This is a genomic window from Microbulbifer mixtoriginis (SeqCode), assembly GCF_052466695.1.
On the sequence record NZ_CP174285.1, the window covers coordinates 2,813,439 to 2,835,906 of the forward strand.

13 protein-coding genes, 1 pseudogene and 1 riboswitch are annotated in these 22,468 nt (G+C 47.4%); of the genes and pseudogenes, 6 read left to right on the forward strand and 8 right to left on the reverse strand.

Annotation, left to right across the window (positions count from 1 at the left end; genetic code table 11):
- The first annotated feature begins 16 nt into the window (after nucleotides 1-16).
- Nucleotides 17-945, forward strand: a pseudogene (locus tag ACJJI0_RS12380) (IS5 family transposase).
- A gap of 500 nt (nucleotides 946-1,445) precedes the next feature.
- On the opposite strand, the gene ACJJI0_RS12385 reads toward ACJJI0_RS12380, so the two are convergent.
- Genes ACJJI0_RS12385 through ACJJI0_RS12395 form a run of 3 tightly spaced genes read right to left on the reverse strand, consistent with a single transcriptional unit; the run spans nucleotide 1,446 to nucleotide 7,505 of the window.
- On the reverse strand, nucleotides 1,446-3,584 hold the full coding sequence (locus ACJJI0_RS12385; RefSeq protein WP_444882809.1) for an ATP-binding cassette domain-containing protein: 2,139 nt from the start codon (nucleotides 3,582-3,584) through the stop codon (nucleotides 1,446-1,448).
- The gene (locus ACJJI0_RS12390) at nucleotides 3,574-6,318 is read right to left on the reverse strand and encodes an ATP-binding cassette domain-containing protein (RefSeq protein ID WP_444882810.1); all 2,745 of its coding nucleotides are present in this window, start codon (nucleotides 6,316-6,318) and stop codon (nucleotides 3,574-3,576) included. Before ACJJI0_RS12390 ends, ACJJI0_RS12385 begins: the two co-directional genes overlap by 11 nt.
- Entirely contained in the window at nucleotides 6,318-7,505 is a 1,188-nt protein-coding gene (locus ACJJI0_RS12395; protein WP_444882811.1) for an HlyD family secretion protein, read from the reverse strand. The genes ACJJI0_RS12390 and ACJJI0_RS12395 overlap by 1 nt, the downstream gene beginning before the upstream one ends.
- Nucleotides 7,506-8,627: 1,122 nt before the next feature.
- On the opposite strand from ACJJI0_RS12395, the gene ACJJI0_RS12400 reads away from it, so the two are divergent.
- Complete coding sequence (locus ACJJI0_RS12400) at nucleotides 8,628-8,948, forward strand: hypothetical protein (protein ID WP_444882812.1); 321 nt, start codon at nucleotides 8,628-8,630, stop codon at nucleotides 8,946-8,948.
- A 93-nt stretch (nucleotides 8,949-9,041) separates the two neighbouring features.
- On the opposite strand, the gene ACJJI0_RS12405 is transcribed toward ACJJI0_RS12400, so the two are convergent.
- A complete protein-coding gene (locus ACJJI0_RS12405) occupies nucleotides 9,042-12,029 on the reverse strand; it encodes a TonB-dependent receptor (RefSeq protein WP_444882813.1) in 2,988 nt (995 codons plus the stop codon).
- Nucleotides 12,030-12,538: 509 nt separating this feature from the next.
- Entirely contained in the window at nucleotides 12,539-13,240 is a 702-nt protein-coding gene (locus tag ACJJI0_RS12410) for a glutamine amidotransferase-related protein (protein ID WP_252083372.1), read from the reverse strand.
- Between the two features lie 362 nt (nucleotides 13,241-13,602).
- On the opposite strand from ACJJI0_RS12410, the gene ACJJI0_RS12415 reads away from it, so the two are divergent.
- Complete coding sequence (locus tag ACJJI0_RS12415) at nucleotides 13,603-15,204, forward strand: AbgT family transporter (protein ID WP_444882814.1); 1,602 nt, start codon at nucleotides 13,603-13,605, stop codon at nucleotides 15,202-15,204.
- 737 nt (nucleotides 15,205-15,941) lie between these two features.
- Nucleotides 15,942-17,009, forward strand: coding sequence for an AraC family transcriptional regulator (locus ACJJI0_RS12420; RefSeq protein ID WP_444882815.1), 1,068 nt, complete (start codon nucleotides 15,942-15,944; stop codon nucleotides 17,007-17,009).
- Nucleotides 17,010-17,099: 90 nt separating this feature from the next.
- Here the strand turns inward: ACJJI0_RS12420 and cobO are convergent, their stop codons facing one another.
- From cobO to ACJJI0_RS12435, 3 genes are all read right to left on the reverse strand, one after another.
- On the reverse strand, nucleotides 17,100-17,714 hold the full coding sequence (gene cobO, locus ACJJI0_RS12425; RefSeq protein WP_444882816.1) for a cob(I)yrinic acid a,c-diamide adenosyltransferase: 615 nt from the start codon (nucleotides 17,712-17,714) through the stop codon (nucleotides 17,100-17,102).
- Nucleotides 17,715-17,788: 74 nt separating this feature from the next.
- Nucleotides 17,789-18,607: an alpha/beta fold hydrolase gene (locus ACJJI0_RS12430; protein WP_444882817.1), complete on the reverse strand. Its 819-nt coding sequence runs from the start codon at nucleotides 18,605-18,607 to the stop codon at nucleotides 17,789-17,791.
- Nucleotides 18,608-18,731: 124 nt separating this feature from the next.
- A complete protein-coding gene (locus tag ACJJI0_RS12435; RefSeq protein ID WP_444882818.1) occupies nucleotides 18,732-20,531 on the reverse strand; it encodes a TonB-dependent receptor plug domain-containing protein in 1,800 nt (599 codons plus the stop codon).
- 126 nt (nucleotides 20,532-20,657) lie between these two features.
- Nucleotides 20,658-20,821: riboswitch (cobalamin riboswitch) on the reverse strand.
- Nucleotides 20,822-21,094: 273 nt separating this feature from the next.
- Here ACJJI0_RS12435 and ACJJI0_RS12440 point away from each other — a divergent pair.
- Both ACJJI0_RS12440 and ACJJI0_RS12445 read left to right on the forward strand, forming a co-directional pair.
- On the forward strand, nucleotides 21,095-21,322 hold the full coding sequence (locus tag ACJJI0_RS12440; RefSeq protein ID WP_444882819.1) for a hypothetical protein: 228 nt from the start codon (nucleotides 21,095-21,097) through the stop codon (nucleotides 21,320-21,322).
- A 42-nt stretch (nucleotides 21,323-21,364) separates the two neighbouring features.
- A complete protein-coding gene (locus ACJJI0_RS12445) occupies nucleotides 21,365-22,462 on the forward strand; it encodes a YHYH protein (protein WP_444882820.1) in 1,098 nt (365 codons plus the stop codon).
- Nucleotides 22,463-22,468: the final 6 nt, after the last annotated feature.

The following is a 22,468-nucleotide window of genomic DNA, read 5'->3' on the forward strand; positions in this document are numbered from 1 at the left end:
AAGATAGCGATAAATCATGTACCAAGTCACCTTTGCCGAAACAGAATATAATCTAAAGCGCCGTAAAACTCGCCGTGAGAAGTTTCTTTTTCAGATTCATGCTCTCATCCCATGGGAGCGACTGGAAGCCCAAACAGAGCCTTGTTATCCAGGAGGTAAGCGTGACCGGCAGCCATATCCATTGAGTGTCATGCTGCGCATCCATTGCATGCAGTTGTTTTATAATCTCAGTGATCCCACTATAGAAGATGCGCTATATGAGATTTAATCTATGCGTAATTTTGCCGGGTTGACTTTGAGCGGCATAATTCCCGACGAGACAACAATTCTTAACTTTCGCCATTTACTGGAGTTGAATCAGCTGGGTACAGCTCTTTTTGAGGAGATCAATAAATATCTTGCTAGCAATGGCATGATGTTACGTGAAGGTAGTATTGTTGATGCCACTATCATCTCCGCTCCAACCTAGACTAAGAACAAAAGAAGGAGTGCGATCCGGAAATGCATCAAAACAAAAAAGGTAATCAATGGCATTTTGGAATGAAGATGCATATCGGTACAAATGACGTCCTCAGGCTCATCCATAACTTCGATACAACAGCCGTTAACCAACATGATATTTCTGCGACGGGTAAGCTGCAGCATAGTGAATAGAAGCGAAGTCGCTCAAAATACCGTCCGGGACAGAAAGCGTTACGAAGGGTCGAAAAGCTAAAGGCGCTGATTCGGGCAAAAGTAGAGCACCCATTCCTATATATAAAAAACATCCTTGAGTATAGAAAAGTGCGTTATCGAGGTTTAAAGAAAAACACTCAGCGCTTATGCTTGCTGGCCGGCTTTACCAATTTGTTAATTGAAAAAAATATCTGCTTACCTAGGGTTAGTGCGCCTGAAACCTACGAAATATGGAATTCAGGCGATGGAAATGGTGACCAATTCGTATGAAAAATTGGAATCCGAATAAAAAATAGTCATTTTTAGCTATATAAGGCGTAAAGTGATAATTGAAGCCTATTAATCAGCGATTCTCCAATGTCAAGCCGAAGGTAAAAACAACGCTCTCAGTCACAAAGAATTGAATCGCCAGTTACAGCATTGGGCACAACGATCACCTCCCAGCACAATAAGTCACAAGCTAGCTATAATGCAACAAAGGAAGCATATTGAAACACTCAAGGTTCTTCAACTAAAAGAATAAAACACGTTATTTAGACTATAAGAATGGGGCAGAAGTTTCCACCCTGACCCATTCAATAAAATTAAGCAGCTAAAGATGCTTGTTTGGGGGGATCAATACCACCTTCTGGACCAGCACAAATATCAGTTTCAGTATGCATTTCGCATCTCCTTATTTAAATTAAAACAACAGTCCAAAACCAACCATGATCAAGGACAGGGTATAGCTTAACTCGAATTTAACCTGCCACACCACAAACAACCAAAAATTATGGGTGAGCGATCACAATTAAGCTATTCGAATAGTTTTGCACACAATGAAACGATCGTCTTAAATTACCTGGATCCAAAGCTGCAAAACTCTCATCCAATACCAACAACTCAGAATTCTGCAAAAGTGCCCGCGCAATAAACAAGCGACTCATCTCACCGTGAGATAATCTCCACCCCATTTCCCCCACCGTCTGTAACATCCCTGCAGGCATTTTTTTAATTAATGGGCTCAAACCTAATTCATCACAAACTTTATAGGCTCTACGAACACTTTCCGCCTTTGGTGGCCATTCATCTCCCATTAATAAATTAAATAAGAAAGAATCGCCAAGTACATGATTTTCATGAAATTGTGGTACTGATGCAACCAGCCTGCGCCAATGCCCAGCACCAATACTGGTTCTATCGTACCCATTGATAAGTAATATACCCTCTCTTTGCTTTTGGATGCCGGCAATCACATTTGAAAAAGTAGATTTACCTGAACCAGAAGCCCCCTGTAAAATTACTCGATCACCGGGATAAATACTCAGCTTACAGTTTTTTAAGACCGCCTTGTCTTGATTAGGGTAATTAAAACTTAAGTCACGGATATAGCACAATGGCTGCTTGGCCCCTGGTATGTCTGAATGAACTTTATCGGCCACTGAGATAGAGGTAGCGCCCCGCTTTAAAGCAGCTTCCAAGGAAAAAAGTTCACGTACTTTTTCCCAAGTCACCAGGGCGCTGAGTCCACTGGAATACCCTGTCATGCCTTTCAGTACTGCGCGATATCCAAGCAGTACCCCCCCCAAAGCCGCAGCAATTTGCCCACTCTCAGTATTGCTATTGACAAAAACAGGCACCAAGCCAGTTATACCCAATAGCAACCAGAAACGTGGCAAAAATGCGACTAGGCGAGTCATGTTGCCATCCATTGCCGTAGAACTTCGCAAATACTCTTCCAGTTCCTGATCTTCCCCCCGGTGCCAATCCGAAGGTTTCTGCTGTGCCAATCGGGTCCGATGGCCAAGCATTTTCTCAATTAGACGGTGGGTCATACTCAAACGTTGACCAGTCCAGTATTGACGAGCCAAATACTGGGCACGCCCTAGAGCGATGGCTATAAGTAAAAATATGGTCAAAATCCCCAACGATATTGGAGTTCCAAGACTTAGCTGTAGCACCATGAAAGCCAATACCAGCTCTACACCACCGAGTAGTAGCATAAAGCTCGCCTGTAGCGCACTGGCTTCAATATTTTCTGCATCATAAACACGCCCAAGTATCTGTCCCGACCCCATATGGCGCACCTTGCCTGGATCTATTCGCAAAGCGCTGGCGAGTAAGCGCTGCTTCAACAGGGCACCGGTTTCTAGCGATATGGAACCTTGTAACCGAGCAGTTAAGAGTGAAAGGGGGATCTGTGTTATCAGTAATAATACCCAGGCTACCAGCCAGCCACTATCTACATGGCCATCAAGAACAGCACGACCTATCAACCACCAGCTGGCTATAAACAAGAGTACTTGTATTGTGTGGCAGGTGATCATACTTAGAAAGCGCAAATGCTGGCGATGATGGCGCAGCTGCTGCCAAAAAGAGCGGTGGGAAGGCTGCCGCAACAACCAGCAGTCATCGATTTCTAGCCCTACTAGATTTTCTCGTAATAATGCCTCGGTGGCTTTTTTACGCCGCCGCCCAACTATTTCTGCACTGTCCAGTAGGCGTGCAATACGTTGACGCTGAGGTGTTTCTTGTGCGCTTGTTAGTGCTCTCAACACTTGACCTGGGCGCAGCTTTACGACTTGTTGTGATGGCGTAAGAAAATGTAAAAAACGACGATTACCACCACACAAAGCGATGAAATATTCCTCCTCTGCAAAGCGCAAACGCAGTAAGGCTGGTGCGGCCCGGACCAACATCTGCTCCAACTCCCCATATTTGCAGTTAACTCGCTCAATGTTTAAATCGAAAGCTTCTGCCTGTAACTGTAAGCGAGCATCTGTATCCAAATATACTTGCGCTTTGTTTTCGAAGTCAGGAACTGCAGGCTCAAGCCCGCTATGAAGAGCCAGGGCTTTCACTGCACCATCTAGCTGGACTGCAGGCCAACAGTGATGGCGCAGCTTGCTTATGGAAGCTTCAGGTTTCACTATGCACCTCTTGAGACTGCACAGTATCTCTATCTTGAGCCCGTTTTTTTATTGCAGATTGAAGCTCAGTAATTCGCCCTTGTTCCATACGCAGATGACGCCAGTCGGTACTTTGCCAACACTCTTGCCAGAGTCTCTTTTCCGCTGTGAGAAGTTGGGCATAACGAGATTCAGTTTGCGCTTCCAGATTTGTGGGTGTGTCATCCTCAATAATTTGCCCATCTTCTACCACCAATACGCGAGGAAAATCTTTGGTTTCTGAAATATCATGAGTGATGCAAATTAGGGTGGTGTCTTTCCATACTCGCCTCACACGAGCAAGTAAGCGCTGGCGTTGCCCGCGGTCTAGCCCGCGAAACGGCTCATCTAAAATGACACAAGCTGGAGACTCTCGGCCTAGGGCACGACCTAATCGCACGCGCTGCCCCTCCCCTCCGCTGACAAGCGCACCACTTTCCCCCAAGCTGCTCTGTAAACCTTCAGGCAAAGAGGCAACTAGGTTTAATAGATCAGCCTGTTGCAGTGTTGGGAACAAGGAGGAAGAGGAGTTATTACCGTAGTTTAGGTTATCCAGCAAACTGCTCTTCCAAAGTTGTATTGCAGGGTCGACCCAAGCACAACTTAGACGAAAACGACACAGTAATTCACCCTGTAATTTCTCGCCATTTAGCAATAGGATTCCACTCTCAGGGTTATGCCAACCCAACAATAAACCGGCCAAGCTTGACTTTCCAGCACCAGATGAACCAACAATGGCGACATGCTCCCCGGAGGCAACATTCAGATTAATATTCTTAAGAATACTTCTACCACTGGCTTTAACACTGACATTATCAAAACGAAATGATACAGGCGCCTTTAAAGGTTGAACCCTTTTATCATTAAAAGGCTCTTCACTAGCACCAACCGTAACCGCTTGCAGCGGCTCTAAAGCTCTCAACAAAGTATTCCTATGACGAGGGTAGCTCCGCATTAACTGTGCGATATCTTCCCCCAGTGGCGGTAGTGCCAATACCCAATAAATAAGCAGAAGTAAGTAGGGAGTTGCCCCCAGGATCTGAACACAGTAAATCACCAGTACACAAGTGAGAACCCCATTCACAATCAGCTGCACCGCTTGGCTATTAAGCTGGAAACGCAAAGAGGAATAGCCTGCTTTAATCCACTCGGTGAGCAAACTTTCATGTTCACGGCGAACAGACTCTCCAGCACCGTGTGTACGAATTGGTATTATTCCCAGCAGGGCATCCATATAAAATCTAGCCAGAGCGCCAGTATGGGTCTGGACACGCATATTATGATCACTAAGTACTGGCTGAAATAACAGAGGGATAACTACCTGTAACCCCGTTATTAATAACACCAGAGGCGCGGTTGTGGGCGCTATCCAAACGATACCAGTAGCTGTTGCGAGCAGTGACAACCCTTTGAACAGTATCCCTCCCCCCAGTAAAGGCAACTCTCTCAGAGCTGCTATACGATGAGCTCTCTCTGCGGTATCTGAGGTTGGGCGGCTTTGAAAGAAATGGTCTGGTATTTTCGGCAAGGCGGAAAGAAAGCGCATGCGAAAACGATTTTCCAAGTGCTTACCAATAATTAGCTGCAGCTTGGTCATCGGCCACTGCACAAGTATGAGTGTTAACATAAATCCCAGTAATAAAATGACAGCGCCGATTCGCTGCACCTCCGTAGCTAGTTCTGAGTGGATATCGATCAAACCTCGAAATAGCAGTGCCTCAACCATCACACCAAGCACCGCAGCAAACATCGCTAGCATCACGATACTCGGGGCAAGCAAACCATCCTCTCGCAAAAACTCCCATAACTGTCGGAGTGGACTTATTGACTGTACTTGTAAAGCTTTGCTTAGAGCCTCCGATTTAGGTTTGATTTCTTTCCTCTCTCGTACTCCCTTTACGCTGACTATTACGGCGCCGCTAAACTCCAACAGCTCTGGTTCAAGCTCAACTGTGTCAACTTCTTCAGTGCCGGGAGAACTGGAAGGGCGTACACACCAATAGCTCTGTGGCACTAGTTGATAAGCGTCAATCGTGTCTTCTGAAAAGTCACTTATCAGCCTTTGCAACAATGCACTTGTTTCTGCCCCTCGTCGCACCGCACCAGAGCCAACGAGCGCTGCCAACATTCTTACACTGGCATCGAGAAAAGCCAGTGAGAGCCAATCCCCTTTCTTCAAGGCTTGCTCACACATTACTTCGCTGATGGATTTAGAAATTCTCAGCTGCTCCATACGCTCTTGCAGGGGATCGATAAAATCTTTTCCTCCAGCCCAACTTCTCCACCCTTGCGGCGAAACACGCATAGTGTGGATATGTAACTCATCGAGAAAGTGTCGCGCACTGGGCCAACGTCTTCCCGAGGCTGGGTCCATAACCTGTATAATTCCCCGGTGATTACGCCAAGCAACAACAAAGTGAGTATTACCATTGGGCAAGCGCACCACCACCAGCCCCGGCAAGTAGCCAGCTGAACCTAACAGCAAGTGATCTTTGGGCACGACCATCTGTGCCGCATCCAACCCCAGCTCAACCGCAATTTTCTCTAGGGTATTAATAGAAGTGCCGTCTACATCAGTTTGACAGGCATCACGCAGGTGGCCGTAGTGTACATTTACACCAAAGCCTTCAAGCAAGCTCTTAAGGGATGCAGGGCCACAATCCATATTGGAAGTTTGCACAACTTCGGGAACCAACCAGCGAACTTGTCCCTTCACTACAGGGTCTCCAACGAATTTACGCTACTTTCTGCTTGGCCTGATAAGAAGTCGCCAGCACTTTGCAATAGCAACTGATATGGTGTCTTTACTCCAGTGGCAATCTCTACCCTTGCTGGTAGGTCATGCAATAGCGGCAACAGTGGGGGAATCTCTCCTCGGAGAGATAACTCAACGAGAATCTTTCCTTTTTGCACAGCACTAGCGACCCGCTCTACACGGGCCTGTAACTGACCATAACGCGCCCAGGAAAACCCATCTAATTTTACTCGCGCACTCTGCCCTGAACGAATATGTCCCAAAGCAAGGGCAGGGGAGAAAAACGCCTGTACGGTGATATTACCCTCAGCCTGTAGTGTGGCAATCTGTTGCCCTGCGACTAATACCTCCCCTTCCTGAATATCCGCCAGTGAAGCAAGCTTACCGGAGATAGGCGCACGCAGACGCTGTTCATCTACCGCCAAGGTGCTCTGCTGAATGCGAGTATCCACCTCCGCCAGCTGTCTTTGTAGATCTGCTCGACGCTGTTCCAATTCACTCATGGATAACTGGTACTCGCTAGCCAATTGCTCCCGGCGATCATGGGTTGCTCTTATTGCCGCTTTCGATGCGAGGGTGGCCATGGCCATTTGCTGATAGGTACGTTTAGCTGCAAGGTAATCAAGTTCAGAGCTTTGCTGTTTCTTCAGCAAGCGTTCATAGCGCTCCGCCACATCTGCCTGAATCTGCTGGTTGTTTATCTGAAGTTTATGCTGTTCTTGGAGTAGTTTCAGCTGATCACTTAAAGCCTTGTCGTCTTCAGTAAATTTTTTATCCCGTAAACGCTCCTCTCGCTCTATTCCCAGTAATTGATCCGAGAGGCTCTGAGATACTCGAAGATCACCATCTAGATCCAAATCAAATGCCCTGGTATCCAGCTCTATTAGCAAGTCTCCTTCTCTCAAGGTATCTCCTAGCGAGGCAGTAATAGCAACTACTCTTCCTGTACTCTGGGTGCTGACATGTACAGTATTCTGCTCTTGTTCAAGTCTCGCCTGGTCACTAACGCTATAAACTGTGATTTCTTTAAAAAAAAACCATATCCCCCAGCCCAGCAATAGAAATACCCCTAATGTGCTTATCAGCGCTAGAAAGTAGATTGAGTCGGAGTTGATCGCGCGGGAAGTTTGAATAAACGGTGTTGGCAATACGATTCACCCTGTTTGTACCAGTTAAGGCGAGAAAGATATTCATTGTATTTATGCGAAACCAGTGTGATCTGTGAGCCGCGGCGCCAAATCTAATTCTCTATTATCTGATAGTCAAATTCGAAGAAATTTTACTTACTGGAGAAGTTTCACATCCCGATCAAACCTGTGATAACAGCTCAAGCAGGCCTGGAAATACCTAAAAAGGCAAGGGCTGATAACTCACCCCTCTTTAGATATTTGAAATGTGAAATTAGGATATCAAGCAATACCTCTGGGGCCATCTGAGGACTTCTACGCTCTATACCGAGTAGATAGACGATAAAATTACAGCCAATTACAAAAAGCCTAGTACTGATACACGGTCTGTTTCATAGTGGTTGGTACTGATCTAAAGTCAATCAAAGGCTCGCGCTGGGTCTTTAGCCTAACCCAAACAGGCCTAGGTGAGTGCCAACACCTCCTTTCCACTAAGGTGGGTATCAGTACTTTCTTTGACGATATAGTCAACCTGATAGCATGGGAGGATTTACAAGAAATACCGGTAGTGGGGCAGCGTCTTGGTGGGATCACAGCCTCCGCTTTAGCTGATAAATTAAGAGACCGTATTCAGTACTTGATTTATCACAATGTTGCTATCGCTCAGGTGGGCCATTGCTTGTATGAATAGCTGCCATGAAAACAGGGCCCAGAGATTGGCTAGTAGCCTATTAGTTCGGGAAACCCAATGTTTTATGACTACCTCAGCCTCCAGTTTTGATATAACAAATCCGAATGATATAGCTTAGGCAGAGAGCCACCTTACCCTATCCAGTTAAAACTTATCTAGACTCTGTAAATATATCGAAGTTTATTGAATCAGGGTTAGATTGCACTTACATCGCATACAGTAAAATTCTACATCCCTCTCTTTAATTAAGCAGACAATGGCAAAGACCTAAAACAACAGAAAATTAAATATACAGCAATAGGCACAGCGCCCCATTAATTATCCTGATATTGCTAGCGACCCCTAAAAGATTTGTAAAATTAGCAGCTTATTTTTTAACAGCTACACTAACTGTATATTAGCTGCACGAAGAAGCGAGAGCCTCTTCAATAGAGATACTAGGAATCCCGCATATGTCCAGCTGTAAAATATTTGTAGAAGTCTCGAAGATAATTCCTGACTCTACAGCCAATATCTTTAATGAGATAGTGACCAAGCGCTTGGAAACAGAGGGAGAAAAAATTCCAGTTGTCGTGATCGAATCCAAGCAGGTTGAGCCGGCCGGTTGTTATATCGAAATTCTCTGTAATAGAACACCTCATCGCACTCATGAGGTGATACAAAGCATGGCCATTGAGCTTGACAATACGGCTAGAAGGATATTTCAGATTGACGAACCTATCGGAGTAAGGATTCAAATGGTGGATGATGATTTTTTATCCAGCATAAACTAGGCCTTGAGAGTAAACATGAACACTCTCGATAAAGGAGGCCTTCTTTTTATAGAAGACCTCCAGCAAAAAATATCAACTTACAACAAGTTTTAGCTAGAACCTAGCACTTGCCCCAAAGCGAAAATACCGAGGGACTTGATATTCTTGATTTACCCCCCAGCTTGGATCTAACACACCGGGACTTGACTCAGCAAACTCATAAACCTCTGTTTCAGCATCCGCATCAAGCAGGTTAAAGACCTCAGCTCTAAGCTCCACATCAGCCAAACCAATGCGAGTACTATAGACAAGGGATAAATCTATCTGATTGACCCAACTAGTTCGCCCCCTACTGCCTCGACTTGTCTTAATAAGATTTCCATTTGAGTCAGTCACATAATAAGTATCTCCATAAGCCGGGGTTCCATTGGGATGGCCAGCACCAAAGGAGTTAATTGGACGTCCTGATTGCAAAAGGAAATTAGCCCCCAACAAAAGATTCTCCATCACCTGATAGTTCCCATAAATTTTTATTTTATGAGTACGATCATTTGGCAAATATCCGTTGGCTCCATCCATCAACTCGGGGAAATCAAAATCTTGGGTAATCCCAGCATCATCCTGGGCGTTGTCCGACTTAACGTACCCCTCACTATTCCCCTTACTCTGAGACCAGGTGTAACTCGTACTTAAACCCCAAATACCATCAAAGGCGCGCTTCGCGGAAAATTCTAACTCCTTATAAGTCCTTTTGGCCTCTGGATAGTTAAGCAGTTCAGCCGAAAATGTTGTCATTTCCAACTCGCCCGTTCCATAACGATCGTAAGGTATGGTGATATCACTTCCCGGGTTTGCAAGCACATAACCATGACCATCACCAGTGTGCTCATATCCCAAAGCATCTACCGCATGGTCAATACTCACATCATCAATATGTGATTTTAAATCACGATAGGTAGCTTTAATTCCCAATGTCCAGTCATCAGCAAAAAGCCTCTCATAACCAAGAATAAACTCATCCTGATACATAGGCTTGAGGTCTTTATCCGAGAGCTGAGCACTATCCGGCACATTACCATCTGAAGTTACCCTTGCGGATCCAACTTCTTCAGATGTAGGAACACCATCGGCACCTACATTTGTAGGTGCGTATGTCTTCGGATCGTATTCGCCATCAAAAATGAAATACCTTTCAAATCCCAATTCACCGCCAGATAAGCGCACATTGGTATTGGAAGCGATAGGCATAAAGTAACGACCCCAATTGCCATATACTCTGGACTCGCCATCACCACCTGGATCCCAAGAGAAGCTTAACCGTGGCGCCCACTGATCATCAATTTCAATAAAAGTATCGCCCTCTCCATTAAAATTGGAGAAAGTTTCATTACGAATTCCTGCACTTAAAGTAAGTGTATCCGTAATATCCCAGGTATCTTCGATATAAAAAGCTTTTGACTCAACCTCAAAGTCCCCTTCTACATCGCCAACCCGATAAGAGACTATATGAACAAGAGAGCCATCTCCATTTACATTGTCAACCACCGTGCCATTGGGAAGCTCTTTACCAGGTTTATATGAATCATAAGTGTAAAACACTCCCCCATCTTCCCTAAAACCTGTTCCAGAATAAGTTTCTTTAGACGAAGAGGAGTTAGTTTCCTGATCGTAGCCGAAGCGTATTGTATGATCATTAATCACCCACTCAAAATCGATACGATCAGCTACCCTTTCATCACCCCCAGTTTGAACCCTAGAACTGGCTTGACAGCCAGGTCTGTCATCCGTATTTCCAGGTAAAGCACCGGTACTAAAGTCCCTTACATAAGGGCACTCCATATCAGTTGTACTAATTGTAGTAAGTGAGTATTCATTCTGGCCATGGAGCATAGAAACACTGAAATTATCTGTTATCTGACCATCATAGCGAACCAGCCAGTTATCTCCGCCACGCTTATCCCACTTAGTGCCCGTATACTCTTTTTTATCTCTATTAAAATAGTCGTAATTGAATTGATCATTTTCCCTGGTGCGTTTGTCTGAAAACTGCATATAAGAGAGGATATGATTATCAGTTACATTCCAGGTTAAATTGACTCCCCAGAAATCATCATCAATACTTCTATCGTTGTATCTGCTTGGACTTCCTCTTGTGGTGAATTCTTCAACCGTTTCCTGCTGTTCGTAAAGGGCATAGAAAAATAATTTATCCGGAATGATAGGGCCACTAACATAATAATCTGTTGTGTACTTGGACTGCTCATTTTCCGAATTTAAGTCATAGAGAGTCCCATCTGCAGAGAGAGAGTCGGGTGCTTCTGAACGCAAGGCTGCTGGCTCATAATAGGCAACCACACCATATTCAAATTCGTTGCTGCCTTTCTTGGTAACGGCATTGAACACTCCCCCCAAAGAACGACCAAATTCAGCACTATACCCCCCGGTTTTTATTTGGAACTGATCATAAAATTCAAAAGGTACCGATGATCCACCCAACCCGTTACGGAAATTAGTGACATTGAGACCATCAATGTAATAAGCGTTTTCTCCTACGGATGCCCCCCCGAACGATATCAGATCCTTATCCTCACCAAACCCGGAATCACCTAAAACAGTACCAGGAGCCAATAAAGCAACCGATTCAATATTACGAGCAACCGGTAACATCTCTATATCTGACAAGCCAATATTCAGTGCAGATTCTGCCGTGCCAGTGCGGATCTGGGGAACCGCCTCCCCCACTACAACCACCTCCTCCAGATCTCCCAATATCAACGGTATATCCAACTTGGTGGAGCTACCTATTGAAACGGCAACGGCTTCAACCACCGCGGGCTGGTAGCCATCTTTCTGAACTGTCACCTTGTAGATGCCTGTGGGCAAATTCACCCGGAAGTCACTATCCTCACCCGTGGACATAGTCCTTCTAAAGCCATTTTTATCATTTTCTATAATAATTGTAGCGCCACTCAGATCGTTACCATTGCTACCGATAACCGTCCCATCAATAGACCCATTCACGTTGCCTGCTGCCAACGCTTGCCCCCCAATAACCGGCAAGCTAATAGATGCAGCCAGCAGCACCCGCTTGAAGTTCTTCATAAAGCCATCCTTTTGATTATCAATAAATTTATAATTTATTATTTACAAGCTTTACTTAAACCGATGATCGTCCCCCAGCGACCTCATTATCAACTCGAATAAAATAGTGATTCAACCAACCAAAACAGCCATATTATTCCCCTTCAAACAGTCAACACAACAGGCATAAAAATTTATTTAAAATGAAAAATATTATTAACGCCACAAAATCGACCCCTATAACCTCCCCAATAAAAATAAATTAATAAAATGATTTAAAAGCATTAAAAGCGACGCGAATAAACACACAAACAGGACTTCAAAATCATCACGAGAGAAAAAGAAAGTAGAAAGGGAAGCAGTAATAGTCAGCTTCAGATCCAAACCAATAAACAAGAAGATTTTATTAAGTCATCAGAAAGATGATCATCAATTCATCTTGTCAATTTAAGAATAAAAAGGAAGAAGGAAGAATATTTAAAACTAGATGGCGAACTCAAGGGGCAGTATTATCTACCCCTTGAATAAAGCTACTTGCGTAAAAACTCCAGCATCCATTTTGCAACCATATTCTCGTGAATATCGTTTTGCAGGGAGGCCTGGCCCTTTTCCACCACATCTGTACCAAAAGCTTCTCGACGTAACTCCATCAGGCTATTGGAATAAGGTTTGGTAAACTCCGGGTGGGCCTGGAAGGTGAGCATGTGGTCATCAACCTGGAGCATAGCCATTGGGCAGAACTCGCTGGAAGCCAGCACTCGACCGCCGGGAGGAAGGGTATCTACTTGGTCCTGGTGAGTAACCAACAGGTTGAAGCTATTCGTAGGCTCCGACATCCAGGAGGGGGTTTCCTGCATTTCATAGGAATGCACTCCCAAACCCCAACCTTTATCAGATTTGCGAGCCCTTCCACCCAGTGCCTGAGCAATCAGTTGATGACCAAAGCAGATTCCAATAGTTGGTTTTTTTTGGTCATGCAGCTTGCGCACAAAGTCCATCAGTGGAGGAATCCATTCCTTGTCATCATAGACACCGGTTTTACTGCCGGTAATCAGGTAGGCATCCACCTCATCGACCTGGGCCGGGTACTGGCCGTGCTGCACTTCATAGGTGGAGAACTCCAGTGTGGGGTCCTGGCTGCGCAATAGATCTGCGAACATCTCCGGATATTCACCGTATTCGCCCACCAGCTCCTTGCGCACATCGTCGGTTTTTAAAACTCCAATCTTCATTATTTCACCGCTGGGTTGACTGCTGAGTTTTCGGATTATGGCATATTCGGGAATGCAAAGGCGGCTAGTCTGTCACTTGAACAAGTCATCTAAAACGTTAAATACCAGCTCTCAAGCTTCTATTCGATACGCATAGGCGCTTTTCATTTCCCGCCGCCTGCCAATATAGCCCTCTTCCACGTAGGGCTTTTTACTTTCCGACTTTGCCGACCCGCTAACCAAGAACATTCCGGTGCGGGCATTCTTACCTAAAGGACTTTTGTGTATGATCGCGCACTTAGCACATTTTTCAGCCAATTATTGGGCTAACGGGTATCCCAGAGGCAATTAGGGCTACTCGCCAACTAAATTGAGGACACACAATGACCACAACGACCTCCCCCAGCGACCAGCAGGATAGCCCGCCCGGACGCAAAACGGCCTTTACCCGCTTCCTGGATGTGGTGGAATGGCTCGGCAACCTGCTCCCCCATCCCATTACGCTCTTTGCGCTCTTTGCTGTGGGTGTGGTGATTCTAAGCGGTATAGCCTCCTATTTTGGCCTTTCTGTGGCAGACCCACGCCCGGTGGGTGCTGCGGGACGCGATCCCGATGGGGTAATTGAGGTCTTCAACCTATTAAGTGGCGACGGCCTCCGGATGATCGTCACCGGTCTAGTGAATAACTTTACTGGCTTCGCGCCACTGGGTACCGTTCTCGTAGCCCTTCTTGGAGTAGGTATCGCCGAGCACTCCGGGTTGTTGAGTGCCGCCGTTCGCGGCTTGGTGCTGCAAGCCTCCAAGCGCACAGTCACCGTGATCGTGGTATTCGCCGGCATCATCTCCAACACAGCCTCTGAACTCGGCTATGTGGTACTTATTCCTCTCGCCGCCATGATCTTCCACTCTCTTGGCCGCCACCCACTCGCCGGTTTAGCGGCAGCCTTTGCCGGCGTATCTGGAGGCTACAGTGCTAACCTGCTACTGGGCACGGTGGACCCACTCCTATCGGGAATCACCGAATCTGCAGCCCATATGATTGACCCAACTTATAGCGTTGGCCCGGAAGTGAACTGGTTCTTTATGATCGTCAGTACCTTCCTGATCACCATTGTTGGCAGCTGGGTCACAATGGCCATCGTTGAACCCAAGCTGGGTAAGTACGATCCCAATGAGGCCTCCGTTGACCTGAGTCAGGACAAACTTGGTACGCTTACCGACGATGAAAAACGCGGCCTTAAGTACGCTGGCCTTGCGGTTCTGGCTGTCTCCGCGGTATTTGCCCTGACGATTGTGCCCGAGTGGGGTGTGTTGCGTAACCCGGAAACTGGCCTGGTAGCCGGCTCGCCGTTCCTGAAAGGTATTGTGTCCCTTATCCTGGTGTTCTTCGCTATCCCCGGCTTTGTCTATGGCAAGGTGGTGGGCACCATGAAGAATGACCGTGATGTCATTGATGCCATGGCCAAAAGTATGAACAGCATGGGCATGTATATCGTGCTGGTATTTTTCGCCGCGCAGTTCGTCGCCTTCTTCAAGGTGACCAACCTGGGGACTATCTTCGCCGTACTGGGCGCCGATGCCCTGCAGAGCATCGGCCTGACAGGCCCGCTGCTATTCCTGTTCTTTATCATGATGTGCGGATTTGTGAATCTGATGCTGGGTAGTGCCTCAGCACAGTGGGCCGTTACCGCTCCAATCTTTGTGCCGATGTTGATGCTGCTGGGCTATGCGCCTGAGGTGATACAGGCTGCTTATCGAATTGGCGACTCGGTTACCAATGTCATTACCCCGATGATGAGCTACTTCGGTCTGATCATCACCTTCGCCGCCCGCTATAAAAAAGATCTGGGTATGGGAACACTGATCGCCACAATGATCCCCTACTCCATCTTCTTCTTTGTTGGCTGGACTGCATTGTTCTATATCTGGGTATTTGCCTTGGGCCTCCCCGTTGGTCCCGGTGCAGCAACTTATTATGGTGGCTAAAACCCACTTATTGAAAAGGCCCGCTTTTTAGCGGGCCTTTTCAATTGTGAAAGAAATATGCACATTTAAGCTCAATACTGTAATTGAAAGATCTCGAGCGTCTCATCTAATCCTCCACGACCCCTGATATAATTGGTACCATTGAGCCAATATTAAATTTTTTCTCCATCCAGACTAAAAAATTTATATTCCCAGTGACGCAGTCGTCATAAAACAAAAAATACTTAAATTAAAAATTTAGGGATAAAATACCTAAAAAACAACAATAAAAAGATTTATTTCCCATGCGGCTACTTCCGGGAAGTACCCCCAAGTTATCTTTGGCCTTTAAAACACCTAAATAAAACGAGTAACATTACACAGTAATAACGTTTTGCGGAGATCGATACGCGGATTATCGCCAGCATAGACCTGCCCTGATCTAACTATCATTCATTTTTCCGCTCAGGACGAGCACCGTGGTTGTGCCCTACCTTGCCCTTTTGAAGGGTAAAGATTGCTATTGCCCTCCATTACCGACATTACAGGACGTCGACACAGAGCAGGCCCTGGCCAGAGAGACTGTCCTTTAAACCAGTCGTAAAGAAGCCTTCACTAGATAAACAGTTTGAGCCATATGGCTCTTTTTTATCTTTGGCGTCCGCCCAGATCCGATCTATTCCGCTGGATTAACCTTTCTCCACCTGGGAAATGAATAACAGCAATTTTTTCCAGGGGATTCACAGGATTTATAAAAATTGACTCAACAAATAAGAACGACCCTGTTAACAGGCTTTTACGAGTTGGTGAGCCAATTAAAAGGTAGCCCTGAAGCCCTGCTGATCAGTTCCCGTATTAACCCCCACCAGGTTGAGAGCCTTGATGGGTATCTGGCACTAGATCAAGTGGCTGAGCTGCTGAACAAGACCGCTAGCCAGTTGAACTGCGCCGACTTTGGACTGCGTCTTGCCTACAGTCAGGGGGCTGCCGCACTGGGTTCTCTTGGGGCTGCGGTACTACAGTCCCTTACTTTGGGTGAATTCCTTAACACAGCGATAAAACAGCTAGGCAATTCTCCCTATAATCTGCGAGTTGAACTCACAAAAAAGGGGAAACACACGCATCTAAGTTTTCTGTGTATCGATGACCTGGAAGCTCAGCTTGCCGAGGACGCTCCTCCCCCCCAGCAACAATCCCGCGAGTTTCTACTCGGTGTTTCATTGGTAGCTCTACAACACCTTTGTGGGAGTAATTTTCAGCTGGAAAGTGTTCACCTAAAAACCGAGCGCCCCGTACATGACCATTACGAAAACTTCTTTGGGGTTTCCGTACACTTCGGCAAGGAAACTGATGCATTTATCCTGAATAGCAGCTCCCTGCTGCAACCTACAGAGAAATGCAATCCCAGCCTGCGTCCACTCTTGAAAACCTATATCGAAGAGCTTCTGCAAAAGGGGGAAGCCAGTTTGGTGGAACAGGTGCAGCAGCTGATTTATTGCCTGATGCCTTTAAAAAGGTGCAGCCTACAAGAAGTCGCCAATCAGCTGGGTATGCACAAGCGTACCCTACAGCGCAGGCTGAGGGACCGGGAATTGGTATTTGAGGATCTATTGGATCGCATTCGCCGGGAGCGTGCCGAGTATTATTTAAGCGGTAAACAACCCCCCATGTCCCAGATTTCGGATATGCTGGGTTATCGCGAACAGAGCTCTTTCAACCGCGCCTGTTATCGCTGGTTTGCCACCACCCCAATGCGAGTAAGACGCCAGCTGATGGCACAGATAGTAGCCCGCGAAGCCGCACAAGAGTTGGCTGAAGTCGAATAAACGCTGCTGACAAGAGGCTTTCGCTGAATGAATTTTGCTTCAGCTTAAGTCTCTATTTAGCTCCTCTATTCAGATTGCACGACTTCACAATCACCACTCAATGCCTCTGCGAGCGGCAATACCAGTATTGAATGCGTGTTTTTCCGCACACATTTCGCTCACAGTATCGGCTACATCCTTGAGGTACTGCTTAGCCCCGCGTCCAGTTATAACAACCGTCTGATCCCTGGGCCGCTGCTGTATCGCCTGTACTACCTCTTCTTTGTCCAACCAGCGGTAATTCAGCGCGTAGGTGAGCTCATCCAAAACCACCAGATAAACTCGCTCATCCCGCAACGCCTCCCGCGCCTTCTCCCAAAGTGCCATTGCCGCAGCTTTATCGGCTTCAAAATCCTGGGTTTCCCAGGTGAAATCAGTGCCCATTTGATACCACTGTAACGGGTGGGCGGCGCCCATTAGAAGATTCTTTTCTCCACACTCCCAGGTGCCTTTAATAAATTGAGTCACCACGGTGGAGTAACCGAAGCCCAGGGCACGGGTGACTGTGCCCATCGCTGCAGTGGTTTTACCCTTGCCATCGCCGGTATAGAGAATCACTATGCCGCGCTCCTCCAGCGCTTTAGAAATCGCCTCATCCACAATTTTTTTACGGTTCTGCATACGTGACTTATGTCGACTCTTTTTATCCTGTGATTCTGAACTCATAAATACCATCAAACATTTAAAGTAAAGGGAGCGTGCAGATTGCACTCAAGTGTGCGTCGTTATTCAGAGGCTTCTCACTCTGTCATTGCTAAAAATGCAGAAATAAAATCCCAAATCAGATCATCCTGCCAGAGAACATTGTGGCCACCGGAAAAAATACCCAAGCGCGAATTGGGGATCCGCCGAAACAAAGCCCGCTGATTTTCAAAAGGAGCGACACTATCGTAGCGCCCGGCACAGATCAGCGTTTCTACCTCTAGAGTCGGTAGGCGAGCAAAAGTATCGTGGCCTTTTCTCGCCTGAAGCTGTCGCATACGGCACAGGGCTCCGTCAGGCTTGCTTGCCGCCAGTTCACAGACCTGGCGATAATACTTATTTAAAAATGTATAGAGTGCTGATTCTGAATGTATACCATCGGCACTTTGCAGGCGGCTATCGCCCGCAGTCACCCATAGGTTCACTTTTTCCTCAAGGCTCATAGCCTCAATATCGTATTGATGAAATGGGAATGAAGCGCCTCCGCGGCCTCCGGAGCTGGTTACCAATAAAACCAGTTTTCGCACCAACTGGGGATATTGCAATGCAAATTCCTGAGCGACCATGCCACCAAATGATTCTCCCAGTAGATACGCATCCCGCCAATCGAGATGATCCATCAGTCGTTTAAGGTCTAGGGCGTAATCGGCCATATTGGGAGAGTCGATGGGTGAATCAGACTGACCGATGCCACGGGGGTCAAAGGTTAAGATTTCAAACCGATTCGCCAACGGGGAGTCGAAAATAGTCGGGGCTACCCTGAGATCACTGAGGGTACCAGGGTGAAACACCAAGCGCGGGCCCCTTCCGCGAACTTCAAAATGCAATTCCACGCCATCATTACTGAATACCGCCACAAAATAGCTCCCGGAAAAAACTAGACGCTGCAATAATAGCCGCCGGGAAGAGAAACACCGGGATTGAATCGTTAGAAGAGAGTGAACAGAGAGATAGCCCAAGGGGCTATCTCTCCAAACATTTTTACAAGCTAAATTCTATACCGGCATAAACTGCTGCGCCTGCTGTGTAATAACCCGCAACTTCGCGATAGTTCCGGTCCAACACATTTTCACCGCGTAGATTAACCCGCATATTGGGGGAGACCCGATAGACAGCATTCAGATCAACCTTACTATAGTTCTCCAGAGCAATTCCGGTATAACCATCGATACGATCCTCAACCCGCTGCCAGTTACCACTCAGAGTCAACTTATCTCCCAGCCATTGGTGGCTGAGGCCGAAGTTAAATACCCTCTGGGGCACTCCACCACGCTGAGCGCCTGTGAAGTCCTCTGAGTTCAGCCAAGTGCCAGTTATAGACCAATCCAGATTGCTATTAAGGTTGCCGCCCAAGGACAGTTCCACCCCCTCAGATTGACTCTCACCATCATCCTGTTCATAAGACCAGGTTGTGTAATTATAAAAAATAGCATCGCTTATCTCCTGGTCGAAGTAGGTCAGCTCAGCCTGTAATAATTGTGCCCACTGGTATTCCAGACCCAACTCATAACCACGACTGGTTTCAGCCCCCAAAGAAGCATTGGTAGTATATTCGTACGGGCTCGGAGCACGGTAACCGGTTCCAAAACTCGCGCGATACTTGAGCTGCTGATCATCACCTAGAGAAACAGGTAGAGCTGCAGAGACACGCCAGCTATTGTGATCCTCAGTCTCCAGGCTATCGCGACGGTAGCCTAGGGTATAGAAAACTGTTTCGGCGAAATCACTGTGCCACTCCGTAAAGAAGCCAGTACTTTCCAATACCTCATCGGCAAACTCTGTAGCATATTTCTGCTGTTCATACTCTCCGCCCCACAGTAGTTTTCCACTGCTCAAGGTATTGCTGCCGATATAATTTGCCTCACGAATTTCACCACTTGTTATAAATGGAAAGGCCCCAGGGCTGATACCCTCTTCGCGGTCAATCTCCTGTTGAGAAAGGCTTACTCTATGATTCCAGTTCGCAAACTGGTAATGACTACTAAAGATGAAAAATTCCTGGTCGAAGCGACTCAGGCAATCATTAGGATAATCCGAAAAACAGTTGTCGTACTCGGTCTCAGTATCCACCTTGCGGTACTGACCCTCGAGAGATAGATTTTCATTTATCTGGTAACCGAGACGTGCACTGGTGGTAAAATTATCGTAACCATCTTCCTCACCAGAAGAATCTTTTTCGGTTGCATTAAAACCATCGGTGGAATAGTCAGAAACACTCAAATCGTAGTACCAGGATTCAATGCTTCCCCCAAGGTTCGCACTGGTATTCTGGCTTCCGTAACGACCCACCTCTACAGAGGCACTGGCGTTAACACTCTCAGCAGGCCTTTTGCTAATAATATTAATCACGCCACCGGCGCCGGCACCGTAAAGCATGCCCTGGGGCCCGCGCAGGACTTCAATACGCTCAATATCGCTAACCTGCAAGTGCTGCAATTGGGTACTTACCTGTAAACCCGTCGGGTCGGCAATATTCACCCCATCCAGTAACACCAGGGTGCGGAAATTACTTTCCCCACGGATAAACAAGGAACTGACCTTACCCGCTCCGCCGCTATTGCTGACAGCAACACCTGGCAGAGTGCGCATCACATCCAGCAGGCTGGTATAACCCAATCGCTCAATATCGGCAGCATTAAGAATTGAAACAGAGACACCCAGCTGGCTCTTGGGCAGATCCAGACGGCTGGCAGTCACTGTGATTTCTTCCAGGTCCGCAGCCGCAGACAATAGCGGTTGCACCGCGGCAAAGACGGCAGCGGCTAATAAAGTTTTTTTCATTGTGGTTCCCCAATCTCGAACAGAAAAACGGATTGAGGGAGGGTGAGTACAATCGGTGCGCAACCCAGGCGGGCACACTGACCAGACAAAGCCCTCCGCTTTATCCTCAAGGCCGGATATAAAAACTCCGGCTTAGTGCCGAGGGCCGGTATCGGGCTTATCATTTTGTAAAGAAAAATGATTTACCGTTGCGGGGGCAGCGCCGGACTCTGTATACACATCACCGGACTTCCCGTTTACCCCAGCCAAGTGTAAATACACTGCTGGGCACCCAAAGCGGCGGCAAGTATAACAGCGTGGCTGGCGCTTCCCCAGCGAAAGTGAGACGTTAAATCCACGGGGTAATTTTCAATAAAAATCTGTTTTTCAAACACCACTCAGCCCTTACTCGCTTGCACACTTCTTTACCAAAAATCCACATTCCTTGCGCATTCCTGAACTATGTTGGCTATCAGCGGCTGGTTAAAAAACACCTCCCAGGAAGGGGGATACTGGCCGCCGCTAATCGCCCGCGCCTGCTCTTCAGTGCAGGCGCTGTCCAGCTGCCTTCAATGGAGAGCACCATGTACAAGGTTTTATTATCTGTCGCCCTAATGGCCATGATTTCCTCTGCAAACGCACAGCCACGCAAACCTCCTCAGGAAGCCTTTGATGCCTGCAAAGTGGAAACTCCGCACGGTACTCTGGAAGGCACTTGCCGCATGCCCCCTAGAGAAGAGCAACTGGTGTGTGTTCCCACAAAAATGGAAGGCCACAGACCGGGCAAAGATCGGAAAGAAAATAACGAGTAAATCATTGGGGCCCTTGCGGGCCTCGCAGTTCGAGAATGCAGTATGAAAAAGTGGCTATTAGTGGGCCTCACCTGTGTCGCCCCGGCAGCTCTGGGACACCTGCCGGAAACAACCGTGGAAGCCTGCCAAGGGTTAACCTCCGGCTCCAGTTGTAGCATCGGTCACAGTAGCGGCCAATGCTTGCGCTTATCTGAAGATCAGGCTCCGGTCTGTGTGACGGGCACATTGGCTATTGCCAGAATCCCTTCTCAAGAGCGCGCTAACGGCAGACCAGCGGCGCGCAGGCATCGGGTAGTGCAGTCGGAGGGATTACAATATAGGGTTCCCGCCGACCACAGCCCAATCACCACCAGCCGCATTAAAGTCACAATCGAGGGGCCCTGGCGGGTGATTGAAGCCAACGGTATCTCCACGCATAAAACCGGTGCCTTCCCAAACTCCGGCAATCCCCACAAAATCGAAACCCAACGCTACAAATACCGAGTACCCGCAGCCCCCAAGTTGGCAAAAAAATCCACACCAGTAAGCCTGCAAAATTTTGGTATTGGCATTAACGGCGTGCCCTTTGATCCCAGCGCCGCAGAGTGGTACCTGGGTAATCGCGGCCTCTGGCGCTATGAGGCGCTCTCCGGTGCAGTTCCCCTCGGCGTTGACGACAACTACGCCCATGTCCAGCCCAACGGGGCCTACCATTATCACGGTCTGCCCACCGGACTATTGGCAAGACTACAAGTTACCCCGCAGCAGCATTCACCACTGATTGGTTGGGCCGCAGATGGTTTTCCCATTTACGCACTATATGGTTATGGCGATGACATGAATGAGGAGACTGATGTAGTAAAAATGCACTCCAGCTATCGGGTGAAATCTGGACATCGGCCAACAAGCAACAAGCAACCTGGCGGCTATTACGACGGCACCTTTGTGGCGGACTACGAATATGTTGAAGGGGCGGGCTCCCTCGATGAGTGCAATGGCCGCTTTGTGCGCACCCCTGATTTTCCTCAGGGTATTTATGCCTATTTCCTTACTGAGGAGTGGCCAATAATTCCGCGCTGCTACAAAGGAACACCCTCCGAGGACTTCCGCCGCGGACCCGCAATGGGGCGGCCACAGCCCCCGCGCAGGCGATTTGGCTGAGACAGG